Raw genomic sequence first — 13,760 nt, 5'->3', positions numbered from 1 at the left:
GTCGCTTCGGGTACGGCAGAGAGTCAGAGTGTCCCGCCAATCGTCCATCCGCGGAGGTCACTCGTTACTGATGGCGAGGATACCGCCCGGTCAGGCACGATCTCGCGCAGGTGGCCGCCGCGATCATACGAGCCGCCTACGCTGTAGTCACCCGCCAACAGTTCCTGAGATTCTCTGCCCGACACGCCGGTGTGGACCGGAGAAACGCGAGGAACCGTTGGCTGGTGACGTGGAGTCGAACGCGACCGCGCCCACTTGCCCCAGGAGGATTCGAGCACATGGCCACACTCGGCAATATCGTCTTCTACGCCAACGATCCACAGGCACTGTCCGACTTCTGGGCGGGGGTGTTCCGGTACCCGCCGCAACGGATCGAGGGGGAGTTCCGTGAGTCGCTGCTGGCCACCGGGCTCACCGAGGAGCAACTCGCCAAGCGCGCCCTGGCGGAGAGCGATGACGGGAGCGGCCCGCGGCTGTACTTCCACCACGCCGACCGCCCGAAGGAGGGGCGCAACCGCATCCACCTCGACGTGCAGGCGGTCCAGGGACGCCCACCGACGGATGAGGAGCTGGACGCCGAGAAGGACCGTCTCGTAGCCCTCGGTGCGACGGTCGTGCGCTTGATCCACCAGGAGTGGGGCCCGGTGACGGAGCATTACTACCAGCTGCAGGATCCGGAGGGGAACGAGTTCGACCTCCAGTAGCGCATCTTCAACTGGATACAGTCACGCGTTGGAGAGCTCGGTGGGCTCGACGACAGCGTCGACGAGGGCGCCGTTGCGCCAGACGGTCAGCTCGAGGCGGCGGCCGATCGTGCTGGCGATCATCAAGCGTTGCACGTCTGCCACCGAACGGATCGGGTTCCGGTCGAGCGAGATCAGCACGTCGCCGGGCCGGACACCGGCGAGGTCTGCCGGGCTGCTGGGCACGACCGTCATGACCTGGATCCCGGTACGGGCGCCGGCCTTGCGTGCGACGGCCTCCTGGAGCGCGATCTCTGCGCCCGCGATACCAAGCCAGCCGCGGCGTACGCGACCCTCTCGCATGAGGGTGGTCATGATCTGCCTGCTCGTCGCATTGACGGGTACGGCGAGACCCAGGCCAGTTCCCGCGACGGCGGTGTTCACGCCGATCATGCGCGCCGAACTGTCGGCCAGCGCTCCGCCGCTGTTGCCGGGATTGAGGGCGGCATCGGTTTGGATGACCTCGTCGACCACCCGGCCCGCACGGGTCGGGAGCGAGCGGCCGAGCGCCGACACGATCCCGGCCGTCACACTTCCCGCCAGGCCGAACGGATTGCCGACCGCGACGACGAGCTGGCCGACCTGGAGATCTGCGGCATCACCCAACTCCACCGGAGGCGGTGTGGCTGCGTCGGCCTTCAGGATGGCGAGGTCGGAGAGCGGATCTCTACCTACGACCTGCGCTCGCACCCGTGTTCCGTCCCCGAACGCCAGGTCGACGCTCGTCGCGCCCTCCACGACGTGCGCGCTGGTCAGGAGGTGTCCCTCGGCCGAGACCACCGTCGCACTGCCGAGGCCCACGCCTCGTGCGGTCCGCGCGGTGACGGCGGCGACCGCCGGGCTCACTGCAGCGGCGACGCGCACGACGACAGTCGAGTAAGCGTCCAGGGCATCGGCATTCGACATGACACGAGTGTGCGCGCCCCAAGCCGACGCTGGGGGAGCGTTCGCCAGCGGCTTACCGATCTGCGTGCCTGGGCGAGAGCCCGCGGGGAATCGGGGAAGAGTGGCTAGAGCCCATCGGCGACGGCTGCGGCCGCGTGGAGCCACGCGCGCCGGGTTCGAGGCGCGAGCGACTCGAACGACAGCCGGCCGCCGTGCATCTCGGGGTCGAACGGGATGGTCACCGCGCGCCGAGCGAGCGGCTCGAAGCCCGTTGCGACCCGTCGAACGTCGGCGGCCGGACCGGTGCGCTCCGACTGCGAGACGATCACGACGGCCTCGCGCGCCAGCCGGGCGGAGTGCGAATCGCGCTGCAGAAGAGCCTCCAGGAGCAGCGCCCCCGCCTCGGCGTGTTCGCCGAGCGCAGTGGTCGCGATGACGAGCTGGTCGGTGTGGTCGATCATCCGCAGCCAGCGCTCGGCCGACTCGTCGTTTCCGCTGTCGATGATGACGAGGCGGTAGAACTTGGTGGCGACGGCGTGGAGGCGGTCGAAGTCGGCGCTGGAGATGCGTTGTTCGGTGGCCAGCATCGTGGGGTTGGACCTTAGCACGTCGTACTTGTCGGCGTTCTGGTGGTGCACGAAGTGGCCGATGTCGGCGGTGCGGGCGCCGGCAGACATGAGCATGTCCGTGGCAGGGAGCAGCGATTGCACGGTGGAGTCGTGCTCGTCCTTCTCCGTGCGCCACCCGAGCGTTCCGCGGGTCTCGTTGTTGTCCCAGGCGAGCACGCCCGACCCGCCGTTCCTGGCGAAGACCGCGGACAGGAGGGCGGTGGTCGGCGTCTTGTTGGCGCCGCCCTTCCCGTTGACGATGGCGATGGTGCGCGGGCCGGCCCAGTGGCGGCTGACCGCATCTAGCTCGATCCGCTCCCGCAGTTCGGCCGCCGAGGGGGAGAGCGGCATTCCCGCGCGTGCAAGGGCACCGCGGACTCCCTGCTTCGCACGATCGGGGCGGGGCCGTTCCACGTGGAGGAACGATTCCCGTGTCGGCGCCTCTCGTGCCGCGGTGTCTCTCGCGGGCACCTCCTCCGAGGACGAGCCGCCCGAGAGCGAACCGCGCGAGGAGACGGGCACGTGCTCGCCGCTCTGGGCGGCGGAGAGCGCCGCCTCGTCGCCGATGCTCCCGTCGGGCTGCACGGCAAGCAGCCAGTCGCCCTCATCGTCGGAGACCGTCAGCTGGACCGGTCGTCCCGCCGCGGACGCGAGCTCGCCCACACGGCCGAGCACGGCCTCGCGAAGGCGCTCCGTGCTCTCCTCCGCGAAGGTCTCGCGGACGCCGTCTCCGATGAGTTCGCCGGTCGCGTCCGAGTCGAATCGCGCGGTCAGCTGCGGGGTCGAGGACAGGTCGAGGGTCAAAGTGTTCCTTCCGTGGTCCGTGCGACGAGAGTGCATAGACCGAGATCGCACGGTAGACCTGTTCCGGCGAGCCCTCCAGCTGTGCTCAGGCTCTTGCCAGGCGGGAAGGGCGTTGGAGTGGGAGGGGAGCGTTCACGTGACCTGGGCCCGTTCGGATCCGACGCGAAGATGCCGTCTTCGAATGGTGAGGGTGCGTATTCGCAAGCGGCGTGTTCGTCCTGGAGCAGGTGCTGCATGCGCACGTACAGTGTCGTGCTCGAGCGCCCTCGGGTGAGCATCGAGGTTCGCCGCAACAACTGGTTCCGCAGGATCGTCCCAATGACGATCGGCGTCACTCTCATTGGCGCGGCCGCCAGCCTAGTCGGCGTCTAGGTTGGCGGCCCCCCCGTCGTGCCGGGAGTCGCCAGGTGGGGCTCGGCGCCGGAAGGGCCTGTCTCGTCAGGACTGTGCGCCGCCCTTGACCTCGGTCTCCGACTTCTCGACCGCGCGCTGGAGCTCGTCGTAGTCGCCCGAGTCGATCGCCTTCGAGATCCTCTTGTCCGCCTTGACGAGCGCCGCCTCGACTTTGTCCGCCCACGTGTCGTCGACGATCGCGACGACGGCCGAGGACCCCGGCGGCAGGTACTCATCCACGTCGACCCCCAGCGCCTTCTCGTCGTGCCGTTTGCGGAGAGCGCCGACGACCGCACCAATACCGGCACCGATCGCGGTCGCGGCCAGAAGCGGCGGTGCGAAGAGCCCGACGACGACGCCGGCACCGGCGCCCATGCCGGCTCCTTTAGAGACTTTGCCGGTCTCGTGCTCGGTGACCCGCACCTTGCCGTCCTTGTCTCGGTTCATGACGACGGCTCCGACGATGTCGTAATCGCCGGCGCTCTCGCCTGATTTGAGGGCTTTGTAGTCCTCGTTGGCCGTGTCGGGTTCGCCGTACGCGCCGACCACCAGGAACAGATTCTGCTCAGCCATGTTCTTCCCCTTCGTGTGAACGATGGATTTGCCGGTGAACGGGAGCCACGTCGCCGACGAGGGCATGATGGCAGCGGCACGGTCGGTGCGGCTAGGGACGTTCGACCCTCGCCGGTGAGGACGCAGCAACTCGGCGAGGATGGCGTCGCCATCGACATCGCGATAGGCGGGCGGCACGGTCGGCGCACCATGGATCCGAGCCGCCGATCGCTCGCGTTGATAGTTAGGGCAGTGCCGTGTGATCGGCCGGGCGTGCTTGATGTCCCGGTCGGGCGAGCCCACTTCACAGACTTCGCGGATGCGGGGTCGGTGACCTGATCCAGCCAACGGCACCCCGTTGGAAGATTCGATTTATTCGAGGGCTGGCCTGGGTCTTTAGTCCCTAGTGTCAGCCTCTGTCGGGCGGAATCATGGGTACGACGATCAGGTCATAGACGGCAGATCTAAGGAGATCACCATGGCTGCCACGAATATCGACACGACGCACGGGGCGACCGAGGTCACCCGGTGGACCGGATGGATTGCGTTCGCCGCTTTCATCATGATGCTCAGCGGCGCGCTCAGCCTCATCACGGGCTTTTTCGCCGTGATCAACAACAACTGGACCGTGTGGAACAACAGCGGGGCGCCGTTTGGCACGACCTACTGGTGGGGCTGGTGGACCATGCTCGTCGGCGTGGTCGTGATTGCGATCGGTGGAGCCCTTATGCGCGGGAGCATGTTCGCGCGCACTGTCGCAGTATTCGTCGCGGCCGGCAGCCTGCTGAGTCAGTTCATCTCACTGAATGTTGCTCCATTCTGGTCCCTGACGATCATCGCCATCGACCTCGTCATCATCTGGGCGATCATGATGCACGGCCGAGAGATGCGGGTTCGCTGAACTCGATCTGCGCCCACACGGGGCGGTGTGCAACCACTGATTCCGCTGGCCCAGCGTGTGCACGGAGACAGACCGATGCGGTGGGGCGAAAGCACCTGTATCCGCTGCGTCACCGGCGAGAGGATGTGGGCACACGAATGTAGGCGGGAGATCCGATGACGGATAGGGGAAGTGCGGGAACGATCGTCCGTGACGGGCCGTGGGGGTTCTTCTTCCTATTGGCCTACGTCGGAGCGGCGATCTACTTCATCTCGATTTCGGACGGCTCGTTCTGGGCTGTCGTGCTCGGGCTGCTGCAGGCCATCGTCTGGCCGGTTTACGTTGTGTATCACCTCTTGGTCGTGCTGGGCGCATGACTCAGAGACGTGGAACTAACGACCGCTTCAGGGGTGCCGCTCATGTCTCCTGGCGGTGCCCACCCTGGGCCGGCTCGCCGGTCGCGGCGAGGATCGCCTCCTCCACGACGCTCTGCGAAGACACCCCGAGGTGCGCTTCGAGGTCGACGACGTGGTCAGCGTCGACGAACGGCGGAGCGTGATCGCGTGGGGCACGTTCGAGCAACTGCTGGGCGCCGAGGCCTGGGAGGGACTGGATGTGCTCCTCGACCGGCTGCGACCTGCCCGGGAGTCTGCAGGTACCGCGCACCGGGAGCTGAAGTCGGGTTATGTGGTGCCCGGCACCGACGACACGATCTGAACCGATGCCGGCCGACGGAGGAGCATCATGCAAACAGGGCAGACACTCTCGCCACCCATCGTGTGCGGCGTGGATGGGTCGGAGGGGTCGCGGCGCGCGCTCCATGAGGCGGTGACCCTCGCACGGGCCCTCGATACGCGGCTCGAAGTAGTCATGGCCTGGCAGCATTCGACATCCATGTACGACGCCTACTTCCCCTCACCCGAGCAATCGCCGAAGGTGGTGGCGTATTCGACGTTGCAGGAACTGGTCACGGCGGAGTTCGGGCAGCTTGTGCCGGATTGGGTACGGCTCCGTGCGGAGTCCGGTCACCCAGGCAGTGTGCTCGTCGAGGCGGCCCGGGATGCGGCGATGCTGGTCGTCGGCAGCCGCGGCTTGAGCGGTCTCGCCTCACCGTTTCTCGGCTCGGTGAGCCTGTACTGCGCGACGCAGGCTCCGTGTCCTGTTCTCGTTGTCCGTCCGCCGCGACCGGACGCCGCGGCGAACGTCTGATCGGCGTCGGAGCTCAACGGTCGGACCGGTGGTGCTCCAATTGGGCGACGGCGGCCTGGGTCCGCCGTTCCAGGCCTAGCTTGGCCAGGAGCGAGCTGACGTAATTCTTGACGGTCTTCTCGGCGAGGCCGAGCCGTTCGCCGATCTGCCGGTTGGTGAACCCGTCAGCGATGAGGGTGAGCACCTGACGTTCCCGCAGACCGAGGGAGGCGAAGCGGGGGTCGTCGGCGGGTTCGCGGAGCTGGGCGGCCATGCGGGCGGCGATGCGTGGGTCGATGAGCTTTTTGCCGCGGGCGGCGGCGCGGATGTCGTCGAGCAGGGAGCTGCCGCGGATGTCCTTGATGACGTAACCGTCGGCGCCCGCAATCAGGGCGGCACGCAGGGCGTCCTCGTCGTCGTAGGCGGTGAGCATGAGGCAGCGGATGCCCGGCTCGTCCTGTTTGATCCGTCGACACACGTCGATGCCGCTCCCGTCGGGCAGGCGCACATCGAGCACGGCGACGTCCGGCCGGACAGCAAGGATGCGGGAGCGCGCCTGCGCGGCCGTCGCCGCCTCTCCGACCACCTCCAGGTCATCCTGGGCGTCGATGAGCGCTGCAAGACCACGCCGCACGATCTCATGGTCATCGGCGAGAAACACTCGGATGGCCGGTGCGGTCATCGGGCGACCTCCGAAACTGGGAGCCGGAGGCTGAGCAGCGTCCCTCGTTCGCTCGAGTCCACATCGAACTCGCCGCCGCGCAGGCGCGCCCTCTCAGCAAGGTTGCCGAGACCGCTCCTCCTGGTCGTTTCGCCCAGCCCGGTCCCGTCGTCGACGATGGCGACCGTGATCTCGTCGGCGGACGCTGTCACCGCCACGGACGCGGTCTCCGCGCCCGCGTGACGCACCACGTTCGTCAGACCTTCACGGACGAACGCGACGATGTCGTCGTCGAGCTGGGGATGCGACACCACGTCGACCGGCCCACTGAAAGAGACGGTCGCCGGCACCGGGAGGGATGCGCCCACCTCATGGACGATGTCGAGCAGGCGGTAGCGGAGGCCGGCATGTGAGCCATGACTGTGCGAGAGTGCGAAGATCGCCGTCCGGATCTCGGCGATGGCCTGGTCGATCGAGGACACCGCGCCCTCGATCCGATCGGTGACGGCACTTGGTCCGAGAGCCGACTCGATGCTCTGTAACTCGATACCGGCGCCGAACAGCTGCTGGATGACATGGTCATGAAGATCGCGGGCGATCCGAGCCCGCTCCTCCAGCAACAGGGCCCGCTGCCGGTCGGCGCGCCCAGCAGCCAGTTCAAGGGCCAGTCCACCCTGACGGGCGAACGCCGTGGCACGTTCGAGCTCGAACGAGCTGAAGCCGACGGCTCCGTCTTCGCGAACCGCCACCAGAGCTGCTGTGCGGCCGTCCAGGAGTGCGAAGGGCGCCACCAGGACCGGTCCTGCTTCGGTATGGTCAACGGATTCAGCCGCGGCGAGCCCTGCGAGCCGTGTCGGCTGCATTCCCTCCACAGCACTGCGCACCTGCTCCGCTGCCGCGGCGGCCTCGGCCAGCGGGCGGTCAGCGTCGCCTGCCGCAGAGATCCGGAGGGGAGAGCCGGACTCCGGGTGCACGACGAAGGCCGCGCGTGCGCCCAGCAGACCGCGGGCGCGATCCGCCAGCTCGGTAAAGGCCTCAGCGGACTCACCGCCGAGGATCGACGCGGTCAACTCCGCGGCAGCGGCGCTCCAGGCCTGCCGGGAGCGCGACTCCGCGTAGAGCCGCGCGTTGTCGATGGCGAAGCCAGCGTTTGCCGCCAGCGCTTTGACGAGCTGCTCGTCGTCCTCCGTGAACTCTCCCGATTCCGGCTCGGTGAGGTAGAGGTTGCCGTACACCGTCTCGCGTACGGTGATGGGTACGCCGAGGAACGCCGTCATCGGTGGGTGTCCTTCGGGGAACCCGGCCGAGCGGATGTCGGCAGCGATGGACCTGATCCGGATGGGCCGGGGGTCGTCGATGAGTGCCCCGAGCAGCCCGTGCCCTTCTGGCAGGTGCCCGATGTGGGCGACGTCCTCCGGCAACATCCCGACGTGGATGAACTGTTCGAGACCTCCTCCTTCGGCGATCACGCCGAGGGCGCCATAGCGGGCACCGACGAGGTCGACGGCTGCCTCGGCGATGGTGCGCAGCACGGTCGGGAGCTCGAGGTGAGAGACGACCGCCCGGTTGGCTCGGACCAGCGCGCGGAGGCGTCCCTGCGTTCGCAGCACCTTGCCCGCCTGATCGACAAGGTGCGCCAGCGCATTGTCGAGTTCTGCGCGCGGGGCGTCTGGGAAGGTGATCGGGTCATCGCCTGACATGACGCTCACCCGCTCTCGGACGGATCCCGGAGGGTCCGGTCGGGCCCACCCATCGCGGCGATTCTAGTCAGGAGGCCGGGACCGCACACCCCTCTCGTCCGGCCGGATGCTCCAGCAGACGACGCTGGGCGGCACACCCGGCCGAGCTCCCGCGGGACCAACGACCCGTCGCCGCGGTTCTCGGCGCAGGACAGTGGGAGCGGAGGTACCCGAATGGAGATCCGCAGATATATCGTCGGTGTCGACGGATCGCTGCCATCGCGCGCGGCGATCCGCTGGGCCATCGGCCACGCTCGGCAGCACGATACCGAGGTCGTCCTCGTGCACGTCGCCGACGACGAATGGGGAGCTGCCGGAACAGATCTCATCGACGAAGTCGACTCCGGCGCACGCCGACTGCTCGAGGACGAGGTCGGGTACACACGCTCGTTGCATGGCGCAGCCGGACCGCGGGCGGAGCTGCGCAGCGGAAGCCCGATGACGGTCCTCGCCTCACTCGGCGACACCGAAACGATGCTTGTTGTCGGCACTCACAAGACCGGCTTCCACTACGGTCGTGCGTTCGGCTCCCGCAGCCTGCAGCTCGCCAACCTGGCTGTCGGCCCGGTCGCGATCGTCCCTGATACCGAGTCGCACCTGCGGCGCGGCGTGGTGGTCGGGGTGGATGACAGTCCAGCCGGCAGCGCGGCACTCGATCTAGCGGCCGACCTGGCGTGCGACCATCACTGCGAACTCATCGCGGTGCGGTCCTCGGGGCCATCGCCCAGGGGGGCCGACCGACGGGATGCGGAGCCGGAGCGGTTGTCGCAGTACGACGACGAGGCGCGGGGTCTGCTCACGGCCGCCGTCGAGCGCGTACGTCGCAGCCAGCCCGGGATCACGATCCGCAGCCGCGTGGTGCGACGACCTCCCGGAACAGCGCTCAACGACATCGCCCGCGGCGCCGAAGTGCTCGTCGTCGGTGATTCCCGTCGCGAGGAGGCGCTGCCGGGAGTTTTGGGTTCTGTCGCCTACGACGTCCTGCTCAATGTGACGTCTCCGACCATCGTCGTCCATGCGCCACCGGTGACCTCCGCGGTCGCCCAGCCTGAAGGAGAAGCCCATGTCGTCCGATGATCCCGTCCAGGAACTCGACAGGACGGAATGCCGTGAACTGCTCAAGCAGGGCGTCCTCGGCCGGCTCGCCACCGCGGCCGGGGGAGAGGTGGACATCTTCCCCGTGAACTACTACTCGGACGGGGATAGCATCCTGATCCGGACAGCGCCCGGAACGAAGCTGCTCGAACTCACGGTGCACAGCGCGGTCGCATTCGAGACCGACGGCTATACGGACGACGAGGCTTGGAGCGTCGTCGCACACGGACGCGCCCGTCAACTGGAACAGCAGGCCGAGATCGATGCGGCGGATGGTGCGCCCTTGCAGCCGTGGGTGCCCACGCTCAAGTACCGCTACATCCTCATCGATGTCGACGCGGTGAGCGGTCGACGCTTCCACCGCACGGCGGAGCCGGAACGCTGGTGACCTCCCCGAAGGGCCGCACCGTGGTCGGTGTCGACGGCGCAGTCCTGGCCGGCTATGCGATGGACGGGTGGTCCCCGGAGGCTGAAGCGCGCGCGATCGCCGACCAGGCAGCCAGAGAGGTGTTCACCGGGCTGCTTCTGGGATCGGTCTCGCGGTCCTCCGTCGAGCATGCGGACTGCCCCGTCCTGGTCATCCACGGATCCGAGGGCGCCGGCGCACGCTGAGAACACGGGCAGGCGAGGCCTTGTTCCGTGCCGTCAGCGGAGCGCCGGAGCCTGCAGCTCGGTCGCCAGCGTCCGGCCCCAGTCGCGGGCGAGTTCCAGCTGACCTGGCTCAAGCACACTGTTCTTGTCGACCAGGAAGCTCTTCCGCTCACAGAATTGCTGCGCCCCCAGCTTCTGGAGCCGCTTCTCGATGCTGCGCGCCGCCGAGCCGGAGAAGAGTTCCGTCATGTCGGCGCGGGTGTCGAAGGCGGCATATCTGGCGGGGGCGTCTGCGCAGGCGTCCAGCCACTCGCGCACGCCGATTCCTTCGGCGTCCGGCTCGAGAGTCAGATGACGCTCGGGGTCATCGACCCACGTACCCGCCTCGGTGCGGCTCGCCGGTCTGCTCAGGCCGTGGACATGGGTGGGGGCTCCGACGAGGACCAGGTCGACGTCGGGAAAGGATTCCGGCGCGTCCTTCACCGGAATGACGGTGACCGTCGTCGCGGACCGGAGGCCGTCAGCGATCGCCGCGGCCACTGCCCGAGTGTTGCCGAACATGGACTCGTAGATGATGGTCGCCGTGGCGACACGGGGTGTCTGGTTCATACCGGCAGTGTCGCGCCGGGATGACGAGGTGAGCAGGGTCGAAAGTCACCTGGGTGCGAGGGACTTTCGGCTCTACGGCGTCGGCTGCTGTGGCGGCATCCTCGTAAGTGTTGTCATCGGAAGGAGATGTCGCGATGTCCTACACGATCATGGTCGCTGTCGACGGGGAGCCGGATCACCGGGCCGCCCTCGACTGGGCGGCCGCACGGGCTGCGCGCGACGGCGCCCGTCTCGAACTGGTCCACGTGATCGAGCGGACCTGGGGCGACAACCCGGCGGAGCCGAGCCACCTGCTTGTTCTGGCAGTGAAGTCGCTTCTGGAGGCCGAGAAGCGGATCGCCCTGCACCACGCGCACGAGGTGCTGGAGCGCCAGCCGGTCGCGGCCGGGGCCGCGGCGCCGTCCGGTCAGGCACCCGAGGACATCGAAGTGAGCACACATTTCCGCTACGGCCATATCGGGCCGGAGCTCGCGGCTATCTCCCGCGAGACCGACCTGCTGGTGATCGGGACCCTGGCCGAGGCCGACCGCCAGCGGGCCTTCGCCGGGTCACTCGCAGTGCGCGTGGCGGCCGTCGCGGAATGCCCGGTGGCGGTGATCCCGCACAGCTGGACCGACGTCGGGCGCGGAGTAGTGGTCGGCGTGGATGGCGAACTCCAGACCGAGACGGCTGTGGAGTTCGCGGCGGCTGAGGCCGAGGCGCTCGGCGAGCCGCTGACGGTCGTGTGTGCCGGCTATGTCGCAAACCCGCTGCTCGCCGGACTCGTCCCGGAGATTTCCCTCGGCGACCGCCGTGAGCGGATCGCGGAGGAAGCGGCCGGCCTTGCCCGGGAGCGGCATCCGGGGGTGATCGTCCTCACGGAGGTGCTCGACACAGCGCCCTCGCGAGCGCTTGTTGCCGAGAGCGATGGTGCCAGCATGCTGGTCGTCGGTGTCCATGACCGGCACAATGTGCAACGGCTGATGCTCGGCTCGGTCGCGCACGATGTCCTGCTCGACATGCGAACACCCGTCGTCGTGGCGCGGAACCCGCTCAATCGGGTGGAAGACACTGCACCTCGGTGAGCCGGCGGGCATTGCGGTTCACGGCCCGGTCGCCGCAGTCGCACTGACCCTCTCCCCGAAGTCGGGCACGCGGGCGGTCCAGCCGAGTGAGCGGCGGATCCGCAGCCGCAGCTGATCGGCGGCATCCGGCTCTCCGTGGGTCAGGTACACCGCGTTGGTGCGGTCGGCGCCGTGGCCATCCACTCGATGATCTGCTGTGCGTCCGCGTGCGCGGAGAGCATGTCGAGGGTGTGCACCTGTGCCCGGATCGGGACGTCACGTCCGTGGATGCGCAACATACGTTCCCCGCGTTGCAGCGCCGCCCCGCGGGTTCCGCCGGCCTGGAACCCGGTGAGGACGATGGCGTTCCGCCGGTCCCCGCCGTACGCCTCGAGGTGATGCAGGATCCGGCCGCCTTCGAGCATCCCACTGGCGGAGATGATGATCGCAGGGCCCCCGCGCAGGTTCAGAAGCTTCGACTCATCCGCCGTGCGCACCAGGGTGCCAGACGTTGCGCGCTGAGAGCAGCGGGCCGAGCAGGCCGATCGCGACGATGAGCGCAAATGATGCCGGAGTCATGACGCGAATGTCTCATTCACGTCGGCGGTGGCTGGGGTACCCACTGTCGCACCGTAACGGATGCGCAGCTCAGCCGTGGGGTGCAGTCGAGTGCTGTGTGGCCATGGACGGTTCCATCGTCCTTCTCCATGGCGCTTGTCGATGGAATTCGAGGAGCTGGGCGCCCAGGCCAAAGAAGACCATAGCCAGCCACACCAGGATGTTCAGCCAGGGGATCTGCAGTGCCACGATCAGGATGAGGCCGCCGAGGAATGAGGTGAGCACCGGGGGATGGTTGCCGCGGAGTACAAGCCGTCCGAGGTAGTGGGCGCTGAATAGGAATGTCGCAAGAGTGAGTCCGGCCCACACCAGCATGCCCGCAAGAGCGAGCGGAGCCCCGATGATGGTCACCAGCAGGAAGAGCAGCGCGAAGGGTACGACGATCGCCGCCACGAATCCGACCAGGAGGGCGCGCCAGGGGGAGGGGAGCAACCGGTCGGTGACCCGCTGCAACCAGCGCGGGATGAGCAGGCCGGCCGTGACCGTGAGGATGCTGAGTGCGATCAGTGCGTACAGCACTCCCAGCACCCATCCGAACAGCACGGCCCAGGGGGAGATCTCGACGGCCGGCGACCGCTGAGGTTGTACACGGTGGACGGTGCCACCGACCGCTCCCTGCGCGATGCGTGCGGTGTTCTCACTGGAGTAGGTGACGTCTCCGCCTACCGACCCATCGATCGTGAGGTTCGCTGCGCTGACCTGCAGATCCCTTCCGATGTCACCCGAGATCCTCAGTGAGCTCCCCGCGGCCACGAGGTCGTTGCCGATCGCCCCGCCGTCGGCCAGCACAAGACTGGAGGCGAAAACTGTGCCGCTCCGGGTGACACCACCGGTGATCGTCACATCCTGCGCGGCGAGCCGGACGTTGCCATCGACGGTGCCGGCGATCGTGATCGTCTGCGCGGCCGCGATCACGTCGCCGCGGACGTTGCCGCTGATGGTGACGCTCTGCCCTGCGGCATAGACGTCACCGTCGATAGGCCCGGAAACATCGATGGTAACGCCAGTGTAGAAGTGCGGTCCTTGCGTGCCGTCTGTCGCAGCGGGCCGGGGTGCGGCGGCGGATGCGCCTCCGATTCCCAGGAGCAGGAAGGCGGCCACGGCTGTAAAGGCAGCCCGTCGTCGAGCGGTCATGTCGGAGGTCCCCCGGTCTGCGGCGTACGCACCGCATGCTCACCCTCCCGCCGTCCGGTCTTCGGTCATAGGGTCGGAGGTCCTGCGCGAAGGCGTCAACGGCTGCCGTCGCCGATCAGTCGCAGCGCGGCCAGGGGGCAGAGTGCCGCGCGACCGGGAACCTCCAGTCGTCGCGGCCGAGCGCGTGTTCGAGTATTTCCGCGCAGAGCCCGCGACC

17 protein-coding genes and 1 pseudogene are annotated in these 13,760 nt (G+C 68.0%); 10 read left to right on the top strand and 8 right to left on the bottom strand.

The annotated features are described in order from the left end of the window. Positions 1-278: 278 nt before the first annotated feature. On the top strand, positions 279-704 hold the full coding sequence (locus tag AB4Z18_RS08260; RefSeq protein WP_441782200.1) for a VOC family protein: 426 nt from the start codon (positions 279-281) through the stop codon (positions 702-704). Between the two features lie 21 nt (positions 705-725). On the opposite strand, the gene AB4Z18_RS08255 is transcribed toward AB4Z18_RS08260, so the two are convergent. Next, on the bottom strand, positions 726-1,649 hold the full coding sequence (locus AB4Z18_RS08255) for a S1C family serine protease (RefSeq protein ID WP_441782199.1): 924 nt from the start codon (positions 1,647-1,649) through the stop codon (positions 726-728). 104 nt (positions 1,650-1,753) lie between these two features. Next, positions 1,754-3,040: a MinD/ParA family ATP-binding protein gene (locus AB4Z18_RS08250; RefSeq protein ID WP_441782198.1), complete on the bottom strand. Its 1,287-nt coding sequence runs from the start codon at positions 3,038-3,040 to the stop codon at positions 1,754-1,756. Between the two features lie 234 nt (positions 3,041-3,274). On the opposite strand from AB4Z18_RS08250, the gene AB4Z18_RS08245 reads away from it, so the two are divergent. Further along, positions 3,275-3,412 carry a hypothetical protein gene (locus tag AB4Z18_RS08245; protein ID WP_441782197.1) on the top strand — a complete coding sequence of 46 codons (138 nt, stop codon included), beginning with the start codon at positions 3,275-3,277 and terminating at the stop codon, positions 3,410-3,412. 66 nt (positions 3,413-3,478) lie between these two features. On the opposite strand, the gene AB4Z18_RS08240 is transcribed toward AB4Z18_RS08245, so the two are convergent. Continuing rightward, positions 3,479-4,006, bottom strand: coding sequence for a DUF1269 domain-containing protein (locus tag AB4Z18_RS08240; protein WP_441782196.1), 528 nt, complete (start codon positions 4,004-4,006; stop codon positions 3,479-3,481). 457 nt (positions 4,007-4,463) lie between these two features. Here AB4Z18_RS08240 and AB4Z18_RS08235 point away from each other — a divergent pair, with 457 nt between their 5' ends. From AB4Z18_RS08235 to AB4Z18_RS08220, 4 genes are all read left to right on the top strand, one after another. Continuing rightward, the gene (locus AB4Z18_RS08235) at positions 4,464-4,886 is read left to right on the top strand and encodes a DUF7144 family membrane protein (RefSeq protein WP_441782195.1); all 423 of its coding nucleotides are present in this window, start codon (positions 4,464-4,466) and stop codon (positions 4,884-4,886) included. Between the two features lie 155 nt (positions 4,887-5,041). Further along, positions 5,042-5,242, top strand: a complete 201-nt coding sequence (locus tag AB4Z18_RS08230) for a hypothetical protein (protein ID WP_441782194.1) — start codon at positions 5,042-5,044, stop codon at positions 5,240-5,242. Between the two features lie 55 nt (positions 5,243-5,297). Then, positions 5,298-5,582, top strand: coding sequence for a hypothetical protein (locus AB4Z18_RS08225; RefSeq protein ID WP_441782193.1), 285 nt, complete (start codon positions 5,298-5,300; stop codon positions 5,580-5,582). A gap of 27 nt (positions 5,583-5,609) precedes the next feature. Continuing rightward, positions 5,610-6,074 carry a universal stress protein gene (locus AB4Z18_RS08220; RefSeq protein WP_441782192.1) on the top strand — a complete coding sequence of 155 codons (465 nt, stop codon included), beginning with the start codon at positions 5,610-5,612 and terminating at the stop codon, positions 6,072-6,074. Positions 6,075-6,087: 13 nt separating this feature from the next. Here the strand turns inward: AB4Z18_RS08220 and AB4Z18_RS08215 are convergent, their stop codons facing one another. Together AB4Z18_RS08215 and AB4Z18_RS08210 are read right to left on the bottom strand one after the other, a co-directional pair. Beyond that, entirely contained in the window at positions 6,088-6,735 is a 648-nt protein-coding gene (locus tag AB4Z18_RS08215; protein WP_441782191.1) for a response regulator, read from the bottom strand. Then, positions 6,732-8,414, bottom strand: a complete 1,683-nt coding sequence (locus tag AB4Z18_RS08210) for a GAF domain-containing protein (RefSeq protein ID WP_441782190.1) — start codon at positions 8,412-8,414, stop codon at positions 6,732-6,734. The genes AB4Z18_RS08215 and AB4Z18_RS08210 overlap by 4 nt, the downstream gene beginning before the upstream one ends. Positions 8,415-8,627: 213 nt before the next feature. On the opposite strand from AB4Z18_RS08210, the gene AB4Z18_RS08205 reads away from it, so the two are divergent. From AB4Z18_RS08205 to AB4Z18_RS08195, 3 genes are read left to right on the top strand one after another with little or no spacing between them, the layout of a single operon-like run. Beyond that, complete coding sequence (locus AB4Z18_RS08205) at positions 8,628-9,530, top strand: universal stress protein (protein ID WP_441782189.1); 903 nt, start codon at positions 8,628-8,630, stop codon at positions 9,528-9,530. Continuing rightward, a complete protein-coding gene (locus AB4Z18_RS08200) occupies positions 9,517-9,936 on the top strand; it encodes a pyridoxamine 5'-phosphate oxidase family protein (RefSeq protein WP_441782188.1) in 420 nt (139 codons plus the stop codon). Before AB4Z18_RS08205 ends, AB4Z18_RS08200 begins: the two co-directional genes overlap by 14 nt. Next, a complete protein-coding gene (locus AB4Z18_RS08195) occupies positions 9,933-10,160 on the top strand; it encodes a universal stress protein (protein ID WP_441782187.1) in 228 nt (75 codons plus the stop codon). The genes AB4Z18_RS08200 and AB4Z18_RS08195 overlap by 4 nt, the downstream gene beginning before the upstream one ends. 33 nt (positions 10,161-10,193) lie before the next feature. Here AB4Z18_RS08195 and AB4Z18_RS08190 read toward each other — a convergent pair whose 3' ends face one another. Then, positions 10,194-10,748 (bottom strand): flavodoxin family protein, encoded by a 555-nt coding sequence (locus tag AB4Z18_RS08190; RefSeq protein WP_441782186.1) that lies wholly within the window; start codon positions 10,746-10,748, stop codon positions 10,194-10,196. 134 nt (positions 10,749-10,882) lie between these two features. On the opposite strand from AB4Z18_RS08190, the gene AB4Z18_RS08185 reads away from it, so the two are divergent. Further along, positions 10,883-11,812 carry a universal stress protein gene (locus AB4Z18_RS08185; protein ID WP_441782185.1) on the top strand — a complete coding sequence of 310 codons (930 nt, stop codon included), beginning with the start codon at positions 10,883-10,885 and terminating at the stop codon, positions 11,810-11,812. An 18-nt stretch (positions 11,813-11,830) separates the two neighbouring features. Here the strand turns inward: AB4Z18_RS08185 and AB4Z18_RS08180 are convergent. Together AB4Z18_RS08180 and AB4Z18_RS08175 are read right to left on the bottom strand one after the other, a co-directional pair. Beyond that, a pseudogene (locus tag AB4Z18_RS08180) lies at positions 11,831-12,291 on the bottom strand (MBL fold metallo-hydrolase RNA specificity domain-containing protein); the annotation flags it as partial. A 148-nt stretch (positions 12,292-12,439) separates the two neighbouring features. Beyond that, positions 12,440-13,543, bottom strand: a complete 1,104-nt coding sequence (locus tag AB4Z18_RS08175; protein ID WP_441782184.1) for a bactofilin family protein — start codon at positions 13,541-13,543, stop codon at positions 12,440-12,442. Between the last annotated feature and the right edge of the window lie 217 nt (positions 13,544-13,760).

Source organism: Leifsonia sp. 2TAF2, from assembly GCF_052115085.1.
In the GTDB taxonomy this organism is placed as follows: domain Bacteria; phylum Actinomycetota; class Actinomycetes; order Actinomycetales; family Microbacteriaceae; genus Leifsonia.
Note: the sequence above shows the minus strand (reverse complement) of the source record. Positions and strands in the feature narration are given on the sequence as shown.